Annotated in this window: 15 protein-coding genes; 9 read left to right on the top strand and 6 right to left on the bottom strand. The window is 52.5% G+C overall.

The features are described 5' to 3' along the window. Nucleotides 1–119: 119 nt before the first annotated feature. Both hutI and hutG read left to right on the top strand, forming a co-directional pair. Nucleotides 120–1,349: an imidazolonepropionase gene (gene hutI, locus WBL83_RS02470; protein ID WP_424587644.1), complete on the top strand. Its 1,230-nt coding sequence runs from the start codon at nucleotides 120–122 to the stop codon at nucleotides 1,347–1,349. After that, nucleotides 1,333–2,130 carry an N-formylglutamate deformylase gene (hutG, locus tag WBL83_RS02475; RefSeq protein ID WP_424587645.1) on the top strand — a complete coding sequence of 266 codons (798 nt, stop codon included), beginning with the start codon at nucleotides 1,333–1,335 and terminating at the stop codon, nucleotides 2,128–2,130. The genes hutI and hutG overlap by 17 nt, the downstream gene beginning before the upstream one ends. A 237-nt stretch (nucleotides 2,131–2,367) precedes the next feature. Here the strand turns inward: hutG and spy are convergent, their stop codons facing one another. After that, entirely contained in the window at nucleotides 2,368–2,862 is a 495-nt protein-coding gene (spy, locus tag WBL83_RS02480) for an ATP-independent periplasmic protein-refolding chaperone Spy (protein WP_424587646.1), read from the bottom strand. A gap of 447 nt (nucleotides 2,863–3,309) precedes the next feature. Continuing rightward, nucleotides 3,310–4,275 (bottom strand): succinylglutamate desuccinylase, encoded by a 966-nt coding sequence (astE, locus tag WBL83_RS02485; RefSeq protein ID WP_424587647.1) that lies wholly within the window; start codon nucleotides 4,273–4,275, stop codon nucleotides 3,310–3,312. 434 nt (nucleotides 4,276–4,709) lie between these two features. Here astE and WBL83_RS02490 point away from each other — a divergent pair, with 434 nt between their 5' ends. Both WBL83_RS02490 and WBL83_RS02495 read left to right on the top strand, forming a co-directional pair. Next, entirely contained in the window at nucleotides 4,710–6,041 is a 1,332-nt protein-coding gene (locus WBL83_RS02490) for a glycoside-pentoside-hexuronide (GPH):cation symporter (RefSeq protein ID WP_424587648.1), read from the top strand. Nucleotides 6,042–6,060: 19 nt separating this feature from the next. Further along, nucleotides 6,061–8,097, top strand: a complete 2,037-nt coding sequence (locus WBL83_RS02495) for a TIM-barrel domain-containing protein (protein WP_424587649.1) — start codon at nucleotides 6,061–6,063, stop codon at nucleotides 8,095–8,097. A 48-nt stretch (nucleotides 8,098–8,145) separates the two neighbouring features. Here the strand turns inward: WBL83_RS02495 and astB are convergent, their stop codons facing one another. Genes astB through astC form a run of 4 tightly spaced genes read right to left on the bottom strand, consistent with a single transcriptional unit; the run spans nucleotide 8,146 to nucleotide 13,197 of the window. Continuing rightward, the gene (gene astB, locus WBL83_RS02500; protein ID WP_424587650.1) at nucleotides 8,146–9,474 is read right to left on the bottom strand and encodes an N-succinylarginine dihydrolase; all 1,329 of its coding nucleotides are present in this window, start codon (nucleotides 9,472–9,474) and stop codon (nucleotides 8,146–8,148) included. A gap of 2 nt (nucleotides 9,475–9,476) precedes the next feature. Continuing rightward, complete coding sequence (gene astD, locus WBL83_RS02505) at nucleotides 9,477–10,949, bottom strand: succinylglutamate-semialdehyde dehydrogenase (protein ID WP_424587651.1); 1,473 nt, start codon at nucleotides 10,947–10,949, stop codon at nucleotides 9,477–9,479. Continuing rightward, on the bottom strand, nucleotides 10,946–11,980 hold the full coding sequence (gene astA / locus WBL83_RS02510; RefSeq protein WP_424587652.1) for an arginine N-succinyltransferase: 1,035 nt from the start codon (nucleotides 11,978–11,980) through the stop codon (nucleotides 10,946–10,948). The genes astD and astA overlap by 4 nt, the downstream gene beginning before the upstream one ends. Beyond that, nucleotides 11,977–13,197 carry a succinylornithine/acetylornithine transaminase gene (gene astC / locus WBL83_RS02515; protein ID WP_424587653.1) on the bottom strand — a complete coding sequence of 407 codons (1,221 nt, stop codon included), beginning with the start codon at nucleotides 13,195–13,197 and terminating at the stop codon, nucleotides 11,977–11,979. The genes astA and astC overlap by 4 nt, the downstream gene beginning before the upstream one ends. Before the next feature lie 515 nt (nucleotides 13,198–13,712). Between astC and xthA the strand changes: the two genes are divergently transcribed. The 5 genes from xthA to WBL83_RS02540 are packed head-to-tail and all read left to right on the top strand — an operon-like array spanning nucleotide 13,713 to nucleotide 18,602. Further along, complete coding sequence (xthA, locus tag WBL83_RS02520; RefSeq protein WP_424587654.1) at nucleotides 13,713–14,519, top strand: exodeoxyribonuclease III; 807 nt, start codon at nucleotides 13,713–13,715, stop codon at nucleotides 14,517–14,519. An 18-nt stretch (nucleotides 14,520–14,537) separates the two neighbouring features. After that, the gene (locus WBL83_RS02525; protein WP_424587655.1) at nucleotides 14,538–15,197 is read left to right on the top strand and encodes a TVP38/TMEM64 family protein; all 660 of its coding nucleotides are present in this window, start codon (nucleotides 14,538–14,540) and stop codon (nucleotides 15,195–15,197) included. 35 nt (nucleotides 15,198–15,232) lie between these two features. Beyond that, on the top strand, nucleotides 15,233–16,402 hold the full coding sequence (locus WBL83_RS02530; protein WP_424588018.1) for an ABC transporter substrate-binding protein: 1,170 nt from the start codon (nucleotides 15,233–15,235) through the stop codon (nucleotides 16,400–16,402). Next, nucleotides 16,375–17,979 (top strand): ABC transporter permease subunit, encoded by a 1,605-nt coding sequence (locus WBL83_RS02535; protein WP_424587656.1) that lies wholly within the window; start codon nucleotides 16,375–16,377, stop codon nucleotides 17,977–17,979. Before WBL83_RS02530 ends, WBL83_RS02535 begins: the two co-directional genes overlap by 28 nt. After that, the gene (locus WBL83_RS02540) at nucleotides 17,979–18,602 is read left to right on the top strand and encodes an ATP-binding cassette domain-containing protein (RefSeq protein WP_424587657.1); all 624 of its coding nucleotides are present in this window, start codon (nucleotides 17,979–17,981) and stop codon (nucleotides 18,600–18,602) included. The genes WBL83_RS02535 and WBL83_RS02540 overlap by 1 nt, the downstream gene beginning before the upstream one ends. Nucleotides 18,603–18,631: the final 29 nt, after the last annotated feature.

Genomic DNA, 18,631 nt, shown 5'->3' on the forward strand with positions numbered 1-18,631 from the left:
GTGTGGCAGGCGACAAAATGAGGTTTTGTCCTTGGCTTCGGAGGCGGTGGAGTTGCTCAACGATCAATGCTGCGCTAGGTTGTAGTCAATTGTCTATACAACCTGACGTGGAGAATGTCATGACCTACCCTCGCACCTGCGACAGCCTGTGGAGTGGCGCATCGCTTGTCACGATGAAAGATGGGCAATACCACACCATTGAAGATGGCGCGATCGCGGTGCATCAAGGGAAAATCGTCTGGCTGGGTGCGCGAAGCGAACTCCCGGAAATGGCGGCGCAGGAACATCATCATTTTGATGGCGGGATTGTGACCCCAGGTTTTATCGACTGCCACACCCACCTGGTGTTTGGCGGTGACCGCAGCGCTGAATTTGAAATGCGGCTTAACGGCGTAAGCTATGCAGAAATTGCCGCTCAAGGCGGTGGGATACTCTCCACCGTGCGCCACACTCGCGAAGCCGACGAAGATGAACTGCTGAATTCAGCTCGTCATCGCCTGAACCAGCTTTTGCAAGAAGGTGTGACAACCGTCGAAATCAAGTCGGGTTATGGACTGGATATCGATAACGAAATCAAAATGCTGCGCGTTATTCGCAAGCTTGGTGACACCCTACCGGTTGAAGTTTATGCCACCTGTCTTGCGGCGCATGCCATCCCGCCTGAGTTCAGCGGAGATGGAGACAAATGGGTCGACGTGGTGTGCAACCAGTTGCTGCCGCGTGTCGCACACGAAAAACTGGCAGATGCAGTGGACGCATTTTGTGAGCATCTGGCTTTTAGCCCGGCACAAACCGAGACCGTTTTTGCCACCGCCCGTGCGTTAGGCATGCCGGTAAAACTCCACGCAGAACAACTTTCCGCCCTCGGGGGTAGCAGCCTGGCGGCGCGTTTTCAGGCGTTGTCCGCCGATCATCTTGAATACGCCACCGCTGCTGACGCGCAGGCGATGGCCGAAGCCAACACCGTTGCGGTCCTGCTGCCTGGGGCGTTTTATCTGTTGCGAGAAAAGCAACATCCACCGGTCGCCGCATTCCGTCAATATGGCGTGCCAATGGCTGTCGCCAGTGACATGAATCCAGGCACCTCTCCGGCTTTGTCGTTGCGTCTTATGCTGAATATGGCCTGCACGCTGTTTGGCTTAACGCCAGAAGAAGCGCTGGCGGGTGTGACGCTACATGCCGCGCAGGCTCTGGGGATCCGTGAAAGCCATGGCAGCCTTGAATGCGGAAAAGTTGCCAACTTTGTGCATTGGCCCGTGGCACGTCCCGCAGAACTGGTCTATTGGTTAGGGGGGCAATTGCCCTGCACCGTGATTTATCAGGGAGAGAAACGTGACAGCACCTTTTGATTTCAGCCGCGGGAAATTGCCAATCCTCATCAGCATTCCCCACGCAGGCACGGCTTTAACGCCAGAAGTTGAGTCGGCATTAAGTGATGCAGCCCGGCCCTTGCCGGATACCGACTGGCATATACCGAAACTTTATGATTTCGTGACCGATCTTGGCGCCAGCGTCATCATCGGTAATTATTCGCGCATGGTTATCGATTTAAACCGCCCTGCCGACGATAAACCACTCTACACCACCGCCACCACCGGTCTGTATCCTGAAACTTTGTTTGATGGGACCGCCGTTTTTATCCCAGGTAAAGAACCGAGCCCCGAGCAACGTAAAGCGGCGCTGGACACTATCTGGCAGCCTTATCATCTGCAATTGCAAACCGAACTGGAAAGGATGAAAGCCGAGCATGGCTACGCGTTGTTGTTCGATGCGCATTCCATTGCCAGCCACATTCCTCGTCTGTTTGAGGGCAAATTACCGGATCTGAATTTCGGCACCAACGGTGGCAAGAGTTGCGATGAGCTGATTGAAGAGCATCTGGTGGCGTGTGCCGCATCGCAGAAGTCATTTAGCTGGGTGGCGAACGGGCGCTTTAAAGGTGGCTATATTACCCGCGCTTACGGCCAACCGGCGCAAGGGATCCACGCCGTTCAGCTGGAATTAGCGCAGTGTAATTATATGGATGAGCAAGCGCCATATGCGTGGCGTGGAGATCGCGCAGCGCAATTGCAACCGTTGCTCGAACAGCTGATTCGTTCGATGTTAAGTAGCGCTCAACAGATTGCGTAAGTGTTAAATGGTGGAAAAGGTGGAAATGGTGGATGACGCCTGCGGCTTATCCACCCTACAAATTCAAAATCGATCCGACACATTCACCTCCCCCGTAGGTCGGATAAGCGCAGCGTCATCCGACACAATCATCGCACCTGCTGCTCGAAATATGACGGTCAAAAAGAAAACCGCCGGTCCTGTCCACTGCGATAACGCTTTGTGGACAAAACCGGCGGTCTTAAGTCAGTCGATCAGTTATTCCTGATCTACAGGCATTTTACCTTCATGTTGAGGACGTTCTGTCAGACGCTTCTCAAAATTGGCATTAAACTGTTTTTTCTGCTCTGGGGTCAGAATGTTGTAGATTTTATTCTGCGTTTCCATATGAGCCATCATGCGAGCTTTGTTCTGCTCAGCCATTTTATCCACTTGAGCTTGTGCTTTAGCCTTGTCGAAGCTGTCGCTGGCGATGATGCTATGCGCCGCACGACGTTCTTCTACTGAAGGACGCTCCATTTTACCGCGCTGCTCTTTCATGATGTCACGCACTTGCTGTTTCTGTGCGTCGGTCAGGTTCAGGTCTTTAAACATCATGTCGTGATGACCACCACGCATACCTTTATGGTGCGTCATTGGGGCATCAGTTTTTGCTGCGGTGCCCGCAGTCGTCGTGGTGTCAGCTGCATGAGCCAGATTCGCCGCGCCCAGAGCCAGAGTTGAAGCAACAAAGAGAGCTGTTAAGTTACGCATATTGTTTATTCCTCTGTGCCCGTCATCTTTTCTGCTACTGCATCGTTGGCTTCACTTCATCCCCCTGGTCACTTAGTTCACTAAGCTCCCAGGCCTCTTACGTTTGCCGCCTTGCTTTAACAGAAAATCTTAAGGGCAATAATTTTATAATTACGACAAGTTCTGCCGCGTTGACGAAATTAAGTCTACGGGGTTATGCGTCAAGTAATAGTGAGCATTGGTAAAGCATTGAAAGGGGGAAAAACAAATTTTCAGCAATTATGGAGATAATAAGGATAATGCGGATATGAATTGCAACAAAATATAACAAAGCGATGATTTTAAAGGAATTATGTAGAGAGTGTATCTTAACTGGAATGCTGAATAAAGCATCGAATAAGAATTATCTGTATCTCTTTGTCATGGCAGATTTTATTTATTGGCCTCAAACGCTGAGGCCAGAATAAATTAGATTTCGCGCAGCATTAAACCTGCCCGCAATCCTGTCGCGACGTTAGGATTAGGGAATAAAACAAACTCGATATCCTCTTTCACCACGTAACGCGTATCACCATCTTCCGCCAGCAACGTCCCTTTCGGGAAAGCAGTAAAGTTTTGCGTTTGCGCTGACATATGCAACACGAAATCGTCGCTGTGGCGCGTAATCTGCTGTGCCACTTTATAACGTAGCGGTTCGCTGTCAGCACAAGGTGAAGTTCCCCCACTCAGCAAAGCCTGCAACGCCAGACGGGTCACTTCAAACTGACTGAGATCGTTTTCACCAAACGGCTGTGCTTTACCCAACTCCAGCGTGCAACTTTGCGCATTGAAATGCTCGCTGCTGAAATGAGTAAAGGTACCGCCAGGCGCCTGATGAAACACCAGCGCTTGCAAACCCGCGCAGCCTAGCCATGAGAGGAACGCCTCATCATAAGGCAAGGCTCGCGCCGGCAGCACGCCAAAGCGAGGATGATACGAGCTACGAATCGCGGTATGCATATCCAGATGCCAGCATGTTGTCTCTTCGCTCTCCGCCAGGAACAGATCTAAAGCATGTTCAAGACGACAGGCACGCTGGGTTTCTATACTTTCCGGGAACTGCTGCCAGCGCCCGCCAAACATGCGGTTCATATCGCTATGTTGATAACGCTGATTGCTACGCAAAGCCGCTGGATTGCCGAAGATAACCAACACCCGCCATTTCAGCTCAAGCTCACCCGCCAGCAGGCTATCGACTAACTGCGCGAGTATTTCCACAGGCGCCGTTTCGTTACCGTGGATCCCAGCCGACAACACCAGCGTCTTGTCTACGGATTGATGCGGGATCAGGGTCAAAATCCCCTCATCCCACCATTGCCACCGCAAATGAACATTCTTACCTGCGCTATGGGTTGGCACTTTCCCTGCCAGGGTTTGCGCCAGAAAATCCAACATTGTGCCTCCAGTCTTTTTGTACTGCTTAACCAAACTCATCCAATCAAAGTAGAGCAATGCCCTTACTTTATCCACATGAAATAAAATAAAAAACTGCAAAATCAACGTTGTTCAAACATTACTGTTTTTGTTCTTTACAATGCAGTTTCCAGCTACCTACCCACCTCATTCACTCAACCTATAAATTATAGTGATAAAACTCATAACTCATACCCATGGGATGTTTATGGATATTTAGCGACGCAACATACTGCGCCCTTTTAACTGAAATGACATGCAAATATTTTCCACCTCGTTGTTACCCGTATCACAGAAAGTAATTCTCACAACCCCACAACGAAATCTCGCAATTGTCTCAATCTTCTGTGGTTGTTAATTATAAAAACCAGGTAAAGCATCGTTTTATTTTCACCTCAAAAAGACAGGCGCAGAAAATGAAAGATAAGATTACTCTCAAAGAAAAAATAAGTTATGGATTAGGTGATATGGCAAGCCATATTGGCCTCGATAACGTCATTATATTTCTCACTTTCTATTACACTGATGTCGTCGGTTTGCCCGCAGCCTTCGTTGGCACCATGTTTTTACTGGCGCGTTCTATCGATGCCATTATTGACCCTGCAATGGGATACCTCGCAGATAATACCCAAACAAAGTGGGGGAAATTCCGCCCTTATCTATTATGGCTGGCACTGCCCTTTGGCATTAGCTGCCTGCTCACTTATGCCGTACCTGAATCACTGTCGATGACCGGGAAAATGATTTTTGCCAGCATCACCTACTCTTTTATGATGTTAATGTACACGGCGATTAATATTCCCTACTGTTCTATGGGTGCGGTGATTACCGCTAATAATGAACAACGTATTTCATTGCAATCATTTCGCTTCTTTTTAGCCACCCTTGGCGGGGCGATGTCGACCTTCCTGATGATGCCGCTGGCAACCTGGTTGGGTGGAGATGACAAGTTACTGGGTTACCGCCTGGCGATGGGCATTATGGCGGGACTTGCTGTGGTGATGTTCTGGATCTGTTTTGCTAATACCCGCGAGCGCATCAAAGCCGCTCCCACTCACTCAAACTATCTGCAGGATTTAAAAGACTTATTCGCAAACGATCAGTGGCGAGTCGTCGCACTATTGGTACTGACAAACATTGGCTTTGGCGTGATTCGTCTGGGCGCCATGATGTATTACGTCACCTATTATCTGGGCAGTGCCAGCTGGTTTATGTGGCTGTTAGGGGCGCATATTGCAGGTAAAGCCGCCGGTAGCGCACTGGCAAAACAACTGACGCGCAAATACAACAAAGTGCATATATTTGGTGTCTGCTCGGTGCTCGCCGGGGTGCTGAGCATTGCCTTGTTCTTCGCCCCTAAACTGGTGATTGTACTGGTTGCCATGACGTTTATTATCTCCACCTTCTATCAATGCACCACAACATTAATGTGGGTAATGATGGCTGATGTTGCCGATTATGGTGAATGGAAACAAGGTAAAAGAATGGATGGCGTGGTCTTTTCAACATTATTAGCCGTCCTCAAATTAGGCATGGCGATAAGCGGTGCGATTGTCGGTTGGTCTTTAGGATTAAGCGGTTATGTGGCCCATGCGGAGGTACAAAATTCCACGGCCCTGTACTGTATTATTTCGCTGTTTACCATTATCCCAGGAATACTTTCTCTGTGCGCATTCTCAATGCTGCGCTGGTACAAACTGGATGACAGCACCATGCATGAAATAAATCTTGCCAAACAAAATGCCTGATTATTTAAAGGAGAAATTTATGAGTGAATTAATTAAACACGATAATGCAATCGAGTGGCATTTTGATCGGCAGATATTGAGAATTGAACCCTGGGGAGAAAATAGTTTACGCGTCCGGGCAACTCGCAATAATACTTTCTGCGAAAAACCGTGGGCATTGTTACCTGTAACAGCCCATCATGCCGTCATTGATGAAGGGAAAGAAACCTTAACCATTCGTAATGGCAATATTTCTGCCACCGTTAATACCAAGGGTCAACTCGCCTTTCACAATCAACGCGGTGAGTTGCTGTTAGAAGAGATGTGGCGCCAGCGCTCAACAGTTGGCATTGGTGCGACGGAAAAAAGTCAGGACAAATATATCAGCGCCCTGAAACTGGATGGTCGTGAGTTCAAGCCCAATCCAGGCGGCAAATATCAGCTCACCGTACGCTTCGAATCCGTAGAGGGTGAAATGATTCACGGTATGGGCCAGTACCAACAGCCGTGGCTCGATCTTAAAGGCTGTACGCTTGAGCTGGCACAACGCAACTCCCAGGCGAGCGTCCCTTTCATGCAGTCCAGCCTGGGTTACGGCCTGTTGTGGAATAATCCGGCGATTGGCGAAGCGAGCTTCGCGAAGAACTCGACCCAATGGAAAGCGCTGGTTACCGATGAGATGGACTACTGGATTACCGCAGGCGACACGCCGATGGCCATTACTCGTCAGTACGCTGAGGCGACCGGGAAAACGCCGCCGATGCCGAAATTCGCCACCGGATTCTGGCAATGCAAACTGCGCTACCGCACCCAACAAGAGGTACTTGACGTTGCCCGTGAATACAAGCGTCGCAACCTGCCGCTGTCGGTGATTGTCATCGACTTCTTCCACTGGCCGAATCAGGGAACCTGGTGCTTTGATCCCGTCGACTGGCCCGATCCTAAAGCGATGGTAACGGAACTGCGCGAGATGGGGATTGAAACCATGGTGTCCATCTGGCCAACCGTTGATAGCCGAACCGACAATTACAAGGAGATGAAATCAAAAGGATACCTTGTGACCACCGAACGAGGCGTGTCGGTCAATCTCGACTTTATGGGAAATTGCACCTTTTTCGACGCCACCAATCCGGCAGCGCGTGACTACGTCTGGCAGAAAGTAAAACAAAACTATTACGATGCGGGGATCCGTCTGTTCTGGCTCGACGAAGCGGAGCCAGAATACCGCGCGTATGATTTTGATAACTATCGTTATCACAGCGGCCCCGTTCTGGAAGTGGGCAACAGTTATCCACGCGATTTCGCTCAGGGTTTTTATGAGGGATTGCAGGCGCAAAACGAGCAGGAAATCATTAACCTGGTCCGTTGCGCGTGGGCCGGAAGCCAGCGCTACGGCGTTCTTGCCTGGTCGGGTGATGTCCACTCCTCCTTCCATTCACTGAGAAATCAGCTCGCTGCGGGCCTGAATATGGGTATGGCAGGTATTCCGTGGTGGACCACCGATATTGGCGGTTTCCAGGGCGGAAACATTCATGATCCGGCGTTTCATGAATTGCTGATCCGTTGGTTCCAGTGGGGAGCATTCTGCCCGGTATTCAGGCTGCACGGCTACCGCGACCCGCAAGTCCAGCCGCCAGAGGCATTCCGCGACGGCATTGCACAATGTAATAGCGGCTCGCCGAATGAAGTCTGGAGCTATGGCGAAGAAAACTGCCAGATTATGTCGCACTGGATGCAGGTACGCGAAAACCTTCGCCCGTATATCGACAGCGTTATGGCAGAAGCCAGCCAACACGGTGATCCGGTGATGCGGCCGATGTTCTATCACTATCCACAGCAGGCGAAAAGCTGGCAGACGGAAGATCAATATTTGTTGGGTCAGGATCTTTTGATAGCGCCCGTTATGCATGCCGGGCAACGTCAGCGTGACGTCTGGTTACCGGAGGGGGAAAACTGGATTTCGCTGCAAGGTGAGCGTTATCAGGGAGGTCAGCAGATTTCGGTTCATGCTCCACTGGAGAGTATTCCGGTGTTTATCCGTGAAGGTGCGCAAGTGCAACGTGCACTGCTGAAATAAGCTGTCAATACGGCGGCAATAGCGCCGCCGTATTATGTATTGCGGGAGTTAGCGCTGGAACGGATATACCGCGCCTAAATCTAAGATGCGCGTCAGTTCGTCAAGCGCTTCGCGCCCTTCGCGCAGCAATTGCGGATCCGATAAATCTGCCTGAGTTAACTGGTCACGATACCAGCGATCCACCCAGTTATTGAGCGTGATAAACAGCGTATCGTTCATCATCACCGCAGGGTTTAACGCCTGAAGTTCCGCATCGTTAAGCACCACACGCAGACGTAAACAGGCCGGCCCGCCGCCATTTGCCATGCTTTCACGCAGATCGAACACTTTCAGCTCGCTAATGGGGTTATCCGCTGCAAGCACTTCATTGAGGTAACGCCATACCCCTGCATGCTGGCGTGACTCTTCCGGTAACACCAGAGTCATACTGCCATCTTCACGACTCAGTAACTGACTGTTAAACAAGTACGTGCCTACCGCATCGGCAACGGAAACTTTGCTTGCGGGCACTTCAATGGGGGTAAAGCCCGGCACTCTTTCACGCAACTGCTCATACAGCGCCTGTTGATGCAAAAAAGCCTGCTCGTGGCAGAACAGCACCTGGCGGTTAGACACGGCAATCACGTCATTGTGGAACACGCCCTGGTCAATAACTGCAGGATTTTGTTGGGCGTAAACCACTAAGTCGGGTTTAACCTGGTTAAGTCTTGCCACGGCCTGGCTTGCTTCGAAGGTCTGGCGCGCCGGATAACGTGCCGGAGCCTGTGCAGATTTGGCCTCTTCTCGTCCATAAACAAACAGTTGAGTGGATGGCTCACCATACGCCCCACCGAGACGGTTATGGTTTGCCGCCCCTTCGTCACCAAACATCGCCACTTGGGGCAATGCCGGGTGCACAGAAAAATGGCGTTCGTTGCGGAAAATCGCACGCAATACATTTTCCGTGGTCGGTGCTTCACTGGCGCGATGGAATTTGTTGTTAAGATTCGCCACCGTGAAATGCACTTTGCCATCTAAGCTGTCAGCCGACGGGCAGACGGTCGCTGCGTTTGCCACCCACATAGAAGAGGCGGAACTCACCGCGGACAATAATTGCGGAGCTTGTTTTGCCACTCGCTCAACAATTTGCGCATCGGTGCCGCTAAAGCCCAGCTGGCGCAGCAGCGGTATATTCGGTCTTTCTTGGGGCGCAATAACGCCTTGCGCAAAACCGGTATCCGCCAGCGCTTTCATTTTCAGCAAGCCTTGTTTCGCGGCGAGCTTAGGATTCGAGACGCGGAACTGGTGCTTAGTCGACGCTTCGTTGCCGAACGAGAGCCCGGCGTAATGGTGGGTTAGCCCCACCAGCCCGTCGAAATTGACTTCACGTGTTTTCATGTTTATTCCTCACGGCTGAAATCAAGCCCTGGGCTCAGGGTTGCTGGCAGTGGGAATGACGGGCTTTCCAGTGTCGCCATTGGCCATGCACAGTAATCAGCCGCATACCAGGCGCTGGCACGATGGTTACCCGATGCGCCCACACCACCAAACGGAGCCGCACTGGATGCGCCAGTCAGAGGCTTGTTCCAGTTAACAATCCCGGCGCGGGCTTCAAGCAACAGTTGGTCAAACTGCTCGCGATGCGGCGAAATCAATCCACTTGCCAGCCCATAACGGGTGTCATTGGCCATCGCAATAGCCTGGTCAAAATCGTTATAACGATAGACAGTCAGTAAGGGGCCAAACACTTCTTCATCCGGCACATTATCTACGCCTGTCAGTTCGACAATCCCAGGTGTGAGCAACGAGGTTCCAGCTTTCAGCAGCATCGGCTCAAGCAACGCTTTGCCACCGCGTGCGATATGTTCCTGCCAGCCCGTCAGCACACGTTCAGCGGCCTGCACCGAAATTAACCCGCCGATAAACGGCTGCGGCGTGGCATCCCACGCATCCGGGCGAATACGCGCCGCCACTTCAACCAGACGATGTAAAAACGCATCGCCCTGAGCACCTTGTTTGACCAGCAAACGGCGCGCACAGGTACAACGCTGCCCGGCGGTGACAAACGCCGACTGGATCACCAGATGCACCGCGCCGTCAATATCCTGCGGATCTTCAACGATCAGTGGGTTGTTGCCACCCATTTCCAGGGCGAGGATCTTCTCCGGCTGCCCGGCGAACTGGCGGTGAAGTTGGTAACCGGTATTAGCGCTACCGGTGAACAGTAAACCGTCCAGCGTCGGTTGTTGCGCCAGAGCCTGGCCGGTTTCGCGTCCGCCCTGCACCAGGTTCAGAACGCCTGCGGGAACGCCAGCCTGTTGCCAGAGTTTCATGACCTGCTCGCCAATCAGCGGTGTCAGTTCACTCGGTTTAAATACCAGGGTATTTCCCGCCAGCAGGCCAGGCACGATATGGCCATTCGGCAAATGCCCCGGGAAATTATACGGGCCAAATACCGCCAATACACCGTGTGGACGGTGGCGTAATGTTGCCGCGCCGTCTGGCAAATCTGAGTGTGTTTCGCCCGTGCGGGTATGGTAAGCCTTAATCGAAATGGCGATTTTGTTGATCATCGCCGTAATTTCAGTGGCGGCCTCCCAGCGCGGTTTACCGGTTTCCTGGGAGATGGTGACGGTCAAAGCGTCTTTATTAGCGTCAAGTAAGGTGGCGAACGTTTCAACAATCGCCTGGCGCTCGGCGAATGGGCGTTTTGCCCAGGCAGGAAATGCGGCACGTGCCGCATCACACGCTTGCGTAACCTGCTGCGCATCAGCGGCAATGCCTTCCCATAACAACTCGCCATTCACTGGATTGTGCTTTTGTAGTGCTTCGCCCTGGCCAGAAAGCCATTGTCCATTAATCCACTGAGTCATACTTTTTTCTCCTCGGGGCACAAACGCACCAGTCGTACTTTATCGCCAGTACTGCATTTCAGGGCATCAGCGGTTTTGGCATCCACAATCAGCCGGTCACCTCGCGGATTGGCCTTAATCAGCATGGCGCGGAATTCGTTATATTTTTCATTGGCAACCAGACACATCGGCAGTTCATCGGTCGCCGGTTGTCCAATCACTATTTCAACCAGGCGACTTTTACGGATCGCGCGAACACGGTCGATGTCGCACTCAAGGGTTGGCCCGCCGTCAAAAATATCCACGTAATTGCGATAGCGGAAACCTTCAGCTTCGAGCACCGCACGTGCTGGCGCAGTTTGCGGATGGACTTTACCAATTACCGCCCGCGCTTCGGCTGAGAGGAAATCGGTATAAATAGGATGCTTGGGCATTAACTCAGCGATAAATGCCTTCTGCCCGGTACCGCACAAATAATCTGCGCGGCTAAATTCCATCGAGAAGAAGCGGTTGCCAAGACTTTCCCAGAACGGGGAATGGCCGCGTTCGTCAATCACACCGCGCATTTCAGCGACCACTTTGTCGTTAAAGCGGTCGCGGAAGGCCGCCATAAACAGAAAGCGCGATTTGGATAACAGGTAACCGTTGCCCTCTTTGCGCCAGTCGGCATCGAGAAACAGCGTACAAAGTTCGCTGCTCCCGGTGTGATCGTGACTGAGAAATAGCGTTGGTAACGCGTTGTAGATATTCAGTTCTTTAGATGCATGAACATGCGTGCCGACATGGTAGTTGTACCAGGGGTCGTTTAACCCGACCGCGACCTCAATGGCGCAAATACCCACCACGCGTTCGGTTGAGGTGTCCTCAAGGACAAAAACATAGCCCTGATCGCCTTTTGGCAGGCCACCCTGCCAGGTTTGAATGGAGCGTTCGATACGTGCCGACAGCGTTTTTTCATCCGCAGGCAGCGAGGTCAACCCGCCACCTGTTTTACCCGCCAACGCCAGCAGCCCGGAGATATCGCCGTGCTCAACCGGACGGATAACCATCATGATTGCTCTCCCGCTAAAAAGCGTTCACAAGCGCGCTCAAAACGATCCAACCCGGTTTGCACTTCGGCTTCGCTGACAATTAACGCGGGAGCAAAACGGATCACGTTTGCGCCAGCAATAAGCATCATCAAGCCTTCCTGAGCCGCTGCCTGTAAGATAAGTTTAGCTTTTCCGCTGTACTCTGGTTGAAGCACGCAGCCGATTAACAGGCCCAACCCGCGCACTTCGCTAAACAATTGATGCTTCTGGTTAATCTTGTTCAAACGCTCAACAAACCAGGCGTGACGCTGTTTGACCCCATTAAGGACTTCCGGCGTATTAATAATGTCCATCACACGCCCGGCAACCGCACCCGCCAGCGGGTTTCCGCCGTAAGTGGTGCCGTGGGTACCAACGACCATCACTCTGGCGAATTTGTCCGTGGTCAGCATCGCGCCAATTGGGAAACCGCCGCCTAACGCTTTGGCTGTCGAAAGCACATCAGGCGTGATGCCGTAGTGCATATAGGCGTACAACTCGCCTGTGCGACCCACGCCCGTCTGTACTTCATCGAAAATCAGCACCGCATTGTGGCGGTCACACAGTTCACGTAAGCCTTGCAGGAAGGTTGGATCGGCCGGAACAACGCCACCCTCACCCTGTATCGGCTCAACAATCACCGCGCAGGTATTTTCATTAATCAGTTCGCTGGCAGATTGCAGATCGTTATAAATGGCGTGGCTGATTTGCGGCGGTAACGGCGCAAAATCCTGGGAATATGCTGGTTGCCCGCCTGCCGAAACGGTAAACAGAGTGCGACCATGGAAGGCGTTTTTGAAAGCGACGATACCGCTTTTCTGCGGACCAAAATTATCGTGCGCGTATTTACGTGCCAGCTTCAATGCCGCTTCGTTGGCTTCCGCACCTGAGTTACAGAAGAACACTTTTTCGGCAAAGGTGGCATCAATCAGCTGTTTTGCCAGACGCAGAATCGGCTCGTTGGTGTAGCCGTTGCCGGTATGCCAGAATTTTTCCGCCTGATCGGTAAGCGCTTTGCGCAGTTCAGGATTAGCATGGCCGAGGGCGTTAACCGCAATCCCACCCGCAAAATCGATGTAATCCTTACCTTGCTGATCCCAAAGCGTCGACCCTTCACCACGTACCGGAATAAAAGAAGCTGGGGCATAAACGGGCATCATCCATTCGTCGAAATTCTGGCGGGTAATTGACTGCGACATAGCGACCTCTTCCGGTAAATAAAAAGTTATTTATATGTTAAACAATTGAGTGTTTGCGCTGTAAATGTAGATTGCACGCTTCGTGCCAGCCAGCGATATAAATGCATAACGGAGGGGTGTGGGTGTTAAATCAATGAGTTACAAATTGAAGTCATTCACAAAAAGTGAATAAACAGTGCATAGTTTTATGGTGGCGTATGGATCGCCGCACAAAAATAAGCAATATTATGCACTGGGAAAATTTAATACTGGATTTGTGATCGATGCTGAGATTTGCACAGCGTTTATGCCCCAAAACGGGGCGAAGCGGAACATTCTGGTGCAGATTTTGTATGTGAACAAATGTCAGACCCGTCAGTCTATAGGTCGGATAAACGCCAGCGCCATCCGACACAACAGCGTTAATGGTGGATGACGCTCGCGTTTATCCCCGTACAAAACTATGATCCCCCGGCATTTCTGCCATTTTTCTGCTACCATCCTGCAACATTATTAAGTAACCACGGCAGCGACTTATGAAATTCGTCTCTTTTAATATCAACGGCCTGCGCGCCCGCCCGCATCAACTTGAAGCCATTGTTGAACAACATCAGCCCGACGTTATCGGTTTGCAGGAAACAAAAGTCCATGACGACATGTTCCCGCTCGAAGATGTTGCGAAGCTGGGCTACAACGTCTTTTATCATGGTCAAAAAGGCCATTACGGTGTGGCGCTGTTAACCAAAGAGACACCGATTTCTGTCCGTCGTGGCTTCCCAGGCGACGATGAAGAAGCGCAACGCCGCATCATCATGGCTGAAATTCCTTCGCCTCTCGGCAACCTGACGGTGATTAACGGTTACTTCCCGCAAGGCGAAAGCCGCGACCACCCGACAAAATTCCCGGCAAAAGCGAAATTTTACCAGGATCTGCAAAACTTCCTCGATAGCGAGCTGAAGAAAGACAATCCGGTGCTGATTATGGGTGATGTGAATATCAGCCCGACAGACCTGGATATCGGTATTGGTGAAGATAACCGTAAGCGCTGGTTGCGCACCGGTAAATGCTCTTTCCTGCCGGAAGAACGTGAGTGGATGGACCGCCTGATTAACTGGGGCCTGGTGGATACTTTCCGCCACGCTAACCCCGAAACACAAGACAAGTTTTCGTGGTTTGACTACCGCTCAAAAGGCTTTGATGACAACCGTGGTTTGCGTATCGACCTGTTGCTGGCAAGCCAACCACTGGCTGATCGCTGCATCGCGACCGGTATTGATTACGATATTCGCAGTATGGAAAAACCTTCAGACCACGCTCCGGTTTGGGCTGAGTTTAAGCTGTAAGGAACAACACCACATCCCATGCGTAAGTTACTTTTTGCCACGCTGGTGGTGGTTTTCGTTCTGCTGATTATCTATTTGCCGCCAGGAAGTCTGGCGGCGCTGCAACACTATCAAGCGCAATTTACCCTCTGGCATCAACAACATCCTCTGCAAACGGCGCTCGCTTTCTTCCTGATTTATGTCGTGGTCACCACGCTTTCCATTCCGGGCGCAACGCTTTTGACGTTATTGGCCGGCTCGCAGTTTGGACTGATTCAGGGAACCGTTCTGGTTGCACTGGCTGCCACCTGTGGCGCCACTCTTGCGATGCTAATCAGCCGCTATCTGTTGCGTGACTGGGTACAACAGCGGTTCGCCGCCCCTATGTCGGCGATAAACAACGGTATGGAACGCGAAGGTTTGTACTATCTTTTTGCATTACGGCTCACGCCCGTTTTCCCGTTCTTTTTGATTAATTTGCTGATGGGCCTGACGTCTGTCAAAACGCGACGTTATTTTGCCGTTAGCCTTGTCGGGATGCTGCCTGCGATTGTGGTCTACCTCAATGCGGGCCGCGAATTGAGCAAGCTTCGTACACTGAGCGATATTCTCTCACCCGGCATGATTGTGATGTTTATTTTGTTGGGCTTGTTGCCGCTCGTGTCACGCCGGATTGTCGGGCGATTTCGCAAACATTAATTATTGAGGATTTCACTTTGCGCGGCTTTATTTGCCTGGTTTACACCCTTTTATTCTCACAGCTCTTAAGTGTGAGCGCCTTTGCCAGCAACGCTGACTGGCAAACATTACGCCAGCAGGCAAAAGGCCAGACCGTTTATTTCAACGCCTGGGGCGGCGACCCGGCGGTCAACAGTTATATCGACTGGGTGGCGGGCGAGATGAAACAGCACTATGGCGTGACAGTAAAAGTCGTACGTCTGGCGGATGCGGCCGATGCGGTCAAACGTATTCAGAACGAATACAGCGCCGGGCGTAAAGATAACGGTTCGGTGGATCTGCTGTGGGTCAACGGTGAAAACTTCCATACGCTGAAACAAGCGGGATTGCTAAAAGAAGGCTGGGCGTGGGAGTTACCCAACTGGCGTTATGTCGACCAGAAAAAACCGGTGCGTGAAGATTTCTCCCAACCGACTGACGGCGCCGAAGCGCCCTGGGGAAGCGCACAATTGATGTTTATCGGCAACGCGCAATCGGGTGTGGCTTTCCCGCGCAGCCCGACGGAACTGCTGGCGTTTGCCAATGCGCATCCCGGCAAACTGAGCTACCCTCGCCCACCAGATTTCACCGGTACCGCCTTTATCGAACAGTTGTTGATCGTGTTGACTGGCGATGCGGACGCTTTGCGCCAGCCACCGACTTCAGCAAACTTTCAGCGGGTGACTGCGCCGCTATGGAGCTATTTGGATAAGCTGCATCCGCTGTTGTGGCGCGAAGGCAAAACTTTCCCCACCACGCCTGCCCGGATGGACCGCATGCTGGCTGACGGTGAGTTGCTGATGTCGATGACCTTTAATCCCGCGCATGTCGATAATCTTATTGACCGCAAACAACTGCCCGCTGGTGCACAGGCTTTCGGGTTTGAGCAAGGCATGCTGGGCAACGTCCATTTTGTGACGATCCCTGCCAATGCCCGCGCTCAGGCTGGCGCACAGGTTCTGGCTAACTTCCTGATGTCGCCGCAGGCACAAATTCGTAAGGCCACGCCCGCCGTTTGGGGCGATATGACGATTCTTGCGAGTGCAACACTCCCGCCGCCGCTAGATAGACAACTTGATGCCCAAAAACCTGCCCATCTGCAAACGGTGCCTTATCTTGCAGAGCCGCATGCGGCCTGGGTGAATGCTCTGGAAAAAGAGTGGTTACAGCGCTACGGGGCCCGGTGAACCCTCGCGTGCTGCCACGGATTTTAGCGTGGCTTGCCGTGGGGTCTGTTTTTGCTCCGCTGTTACCCGGTTTGTTATTGATGGCCGCACCTGCCCTCGAACCAAAAATCTGGCAGGCGCTGTGGGCTGATATCCAATGGCCGGGCGCCCTGCTTGCGACGCTAAACTCGACGCTGATAAGTGTCGCGGGTTCACTGGTGTTGTGTCTGATCCTGCTTTGCGGCCTGTGGCCTGCTGCGCGTTGGCAGCGTTATGCCGCGCAACTTCCGTTGCTGCTGGCGTTACCGCACGTCGCCTTTGCCAGCGGTTTTTTGTTCTTATTTGCCGATAACGGCTGGCTGGCACGCTTGTGTGGCGTCTCCTTTCATCCCGATGAAAATGGCATTGGTCTGGGTATTTTGCTGGCCCTCAAAGAGAGCTGGTTTTTACTCTGGATAGCCAGTACGCAGCTTAATTACCAGACTCTTTCCCAACAGCTGACCGTGGCGCAAAGCCTGGGCTATGGCCCGCTACAAAGCCGCATCCGCGTGCTTGTCCCGCAATTATTGCCGCGCCTAAAATGGGCATTACTGGCGGTGGCGGCCTACAGCTTATCCGTGGTGGATGTGGCGATAATTCTCGGCCCGTCAAACCCGCCGACGCTTGCGGTGCTGGCCTGGTCGTGGTTGAGCGATGCCGACCCGCAACGCGTATCTATGGGCCTGTTAACGTCGTTGTTACTCGTCGGACTGTTGGGATTATTTATCGCCTTCGGCCTGGGTTTATGGCGAGGGTTGCGCCGCGCGTTAGGGCATTTTTCCGGTAAACGACATCAACACAACATCCAGCCGCTAGCCTCGGCTTTGGGTTTTATCATGACCGCAACCGGCATCGCAGCGACAGTGATGCTTGCTCTGTGGTCATTCGCCGAAGGCTGGTTTTACCCGGCAATTTTACCCGATACTTTCGCTTTGTCTGGCTGGCAAACCGCCGAATTAACGCCTCTGGGCAGCACACTATTACTGGCGCTGGCGAGCAGTCTGGCAGGCTTGCTGGTGATTATTTTGTGGCTCGAGGGTGGCAATCCGCGTGTTGATTGGTGGCTAGCTTTACCGCTGTTTTTGCCTGCCCTGCCGCTGGTCGCCGGGCAATATCGTATGCTGTTAATTGTGCAACAAGATGGCGGCTGGTTCGGGGTTATCTGGAGCCATTTATTGTGGGTTGTGCCTTATATGCTGTTGGTGGCGCGCCCCGCATGGCAGCAGTTAGATCCCCGTCTGGTTATCACCGCCCGCACCTTTGGCTGGTCGTGGCTGAAGATTCTCTGTTGGGTTAAATTGCCCCTGCTGGCGCGCCCTTTGCTGGCAGCGTTAGCGGTCGGTTTCTCGGTGAGCGTCGCACAATATTTGCCGACGCTGTACGCCGGTGCCGGGCGTTTTACCACGGTCACGACCGAAGCCGTGGCACTGAGCAGCGGTGGCGACCCGCAACAGCAGGCCATTCAGGCACTATTGCAGATGCTGCTGCCAACCATGATGTTTATCATCACACTTCAGGTCAGCCGCCTGCTCGGGCGTCACAGACAAGGATTACGCTAATGCTGTGTGTTAAGGATTGCTCTATTGCCAACGCTTCCCGCTCGCTGATTCACGCGATGAATTTCACCGTGGAGCCTGGTGGAGTGCTGACGCTGATGGGGCCATCGGGTGTCGGGAAATCGACTTTTTTAAGCTGGATGATTGGCGCGTTATCCAGTGAATTTACCGTGACCGGTGAGTTGTGGCTTAACCAGCAACGCCGGGATACGCTACCGACGCAGCGGCGAAATATCGGCATTCTGTTTCAGGATGCGCTGTTATTCGACCATCTGAATGTCGGGCAAAATCTGGCGATGGCGCTTCCGGCGGCGATTAAAGGACGCGAACACAGGCAACATCACGTGGAGCAGGCGCTGGAAAACGCACAGTTAGCGAATTATTCCCGCCGCGACCCGGCAACCCTGTCCGGTGGCGAACGCGCACGGGTTAGCGTGTTGCGCGCCCTGCTGGCCCAACCCGAGGCGCTGCTGCTCGACGAACCTTTCTCGCGTCTCGATCAAACCTTACGCGAGCAATTCCGCCAGTTCGTCTGGCAACAAGTTGAGCAATTAGCCATTCCGGTGGTGCTGGTCACGCACGATGCGCAGGATATCCCCACGAACGGCCAGGTGATGACGCTCTAGCCCGAATATGCGATAACGCAAAGAAATGT

Origin of the sequence: Buttiauxella sp., from assembly GCF_049686335.1 — a bacterium.
In the GTDB taxonomy this organism is placed as follows: domain Bacteria; phylum Pseudomonadota; class Gammaproteobacteria; order Enterobacterales; family Enterobacteriaceae; genus Buttiauxella.

Excerpts from the sequence above, each read along its gene's own strand:
- hutI (WP_424587644.1), top strand. The coding sequence starts at position 120 with ATGACCTACCCTCGCACCTGCGACAGCCTGTGGAGTGGCGCATCGCTT.
- spy (WP_424587646.1), bottom strand. The coding sequence starts at position 2,862 with ATGCGTAACTTAACAGCTCTCTTTGTTGCTTCAACTCTGGCTCTGGGC.
- astE (WP_424587647.1), bottom strand. The coding sequence starts at position 4,275 with ATGTTGGATTTTCTGGCGCAAACCCTGGCAGGGAAAGTGCCAACCCAT.
- WBL83_RS02490 (WP_424587648.1), top strand. The coding sequence starts at position 4,710 with ATGAAAGATAAGATTACTCTCAAAGAAAAAATAAGTTATGGATTAGGT.
- WBL83_RS02495 (WP_424587649.1), top strand. The coding sequence starts at position 6,061 with ATGAGTGAATTAATTAAACACGATAATGCAATCGAGTGGCATTTTGAT.
- astB (WP_424587650.1), bottom strand. The coding sequence starts at position 9,474 with ATGAAAACACGTGAAGTCAATTTCGACGGGCTGGTGGGGCTAACCCAC.
- astD (WP_424587651.1), bottom strand. The coding sequence starts at position 10,949 with ATGACTCAGTGGATTAATGGACAATGGCTTTCTGGCCAGGGCGAAGCA.
- astA (WP_424587652.1), bottom strand. The coding sequence starts at position 11,980 with ATGATGGTTATCCGTCCGGTTGAGCACGGCGATATCTCCGGGCTGCTG.
- astC (WP_424587653.1), bottom strand. The coding sequence starts at position 13,197 with ATGTCGCAGTCAATTACCCGCCAGAATTTCGACGAATGGATGATGCCC.
- xthA (WP_424587654.1), top strand. The coding sequence starts at position 13,713 with ATGAAATTCGTCTCTTTTAATATCAACGGCCTGCGCGCCCGCCCGCAT.
- WBL83_RS02525 (WP_424587655.1), top strand. The coding sequence starts at position 14,538 with ATGCGTAAGTTACTTTTTGCCACGCTGGTGGTGGTTTTCGTTCTGCTG.
- WBL83_RS02540 (WP_424587657.1), top strand. The coding sequence starts at position 17,979 with ATGCTGTGTGTTAAGGATTGCTCTATTGCCAACGCTTCCCGCTCGCTG.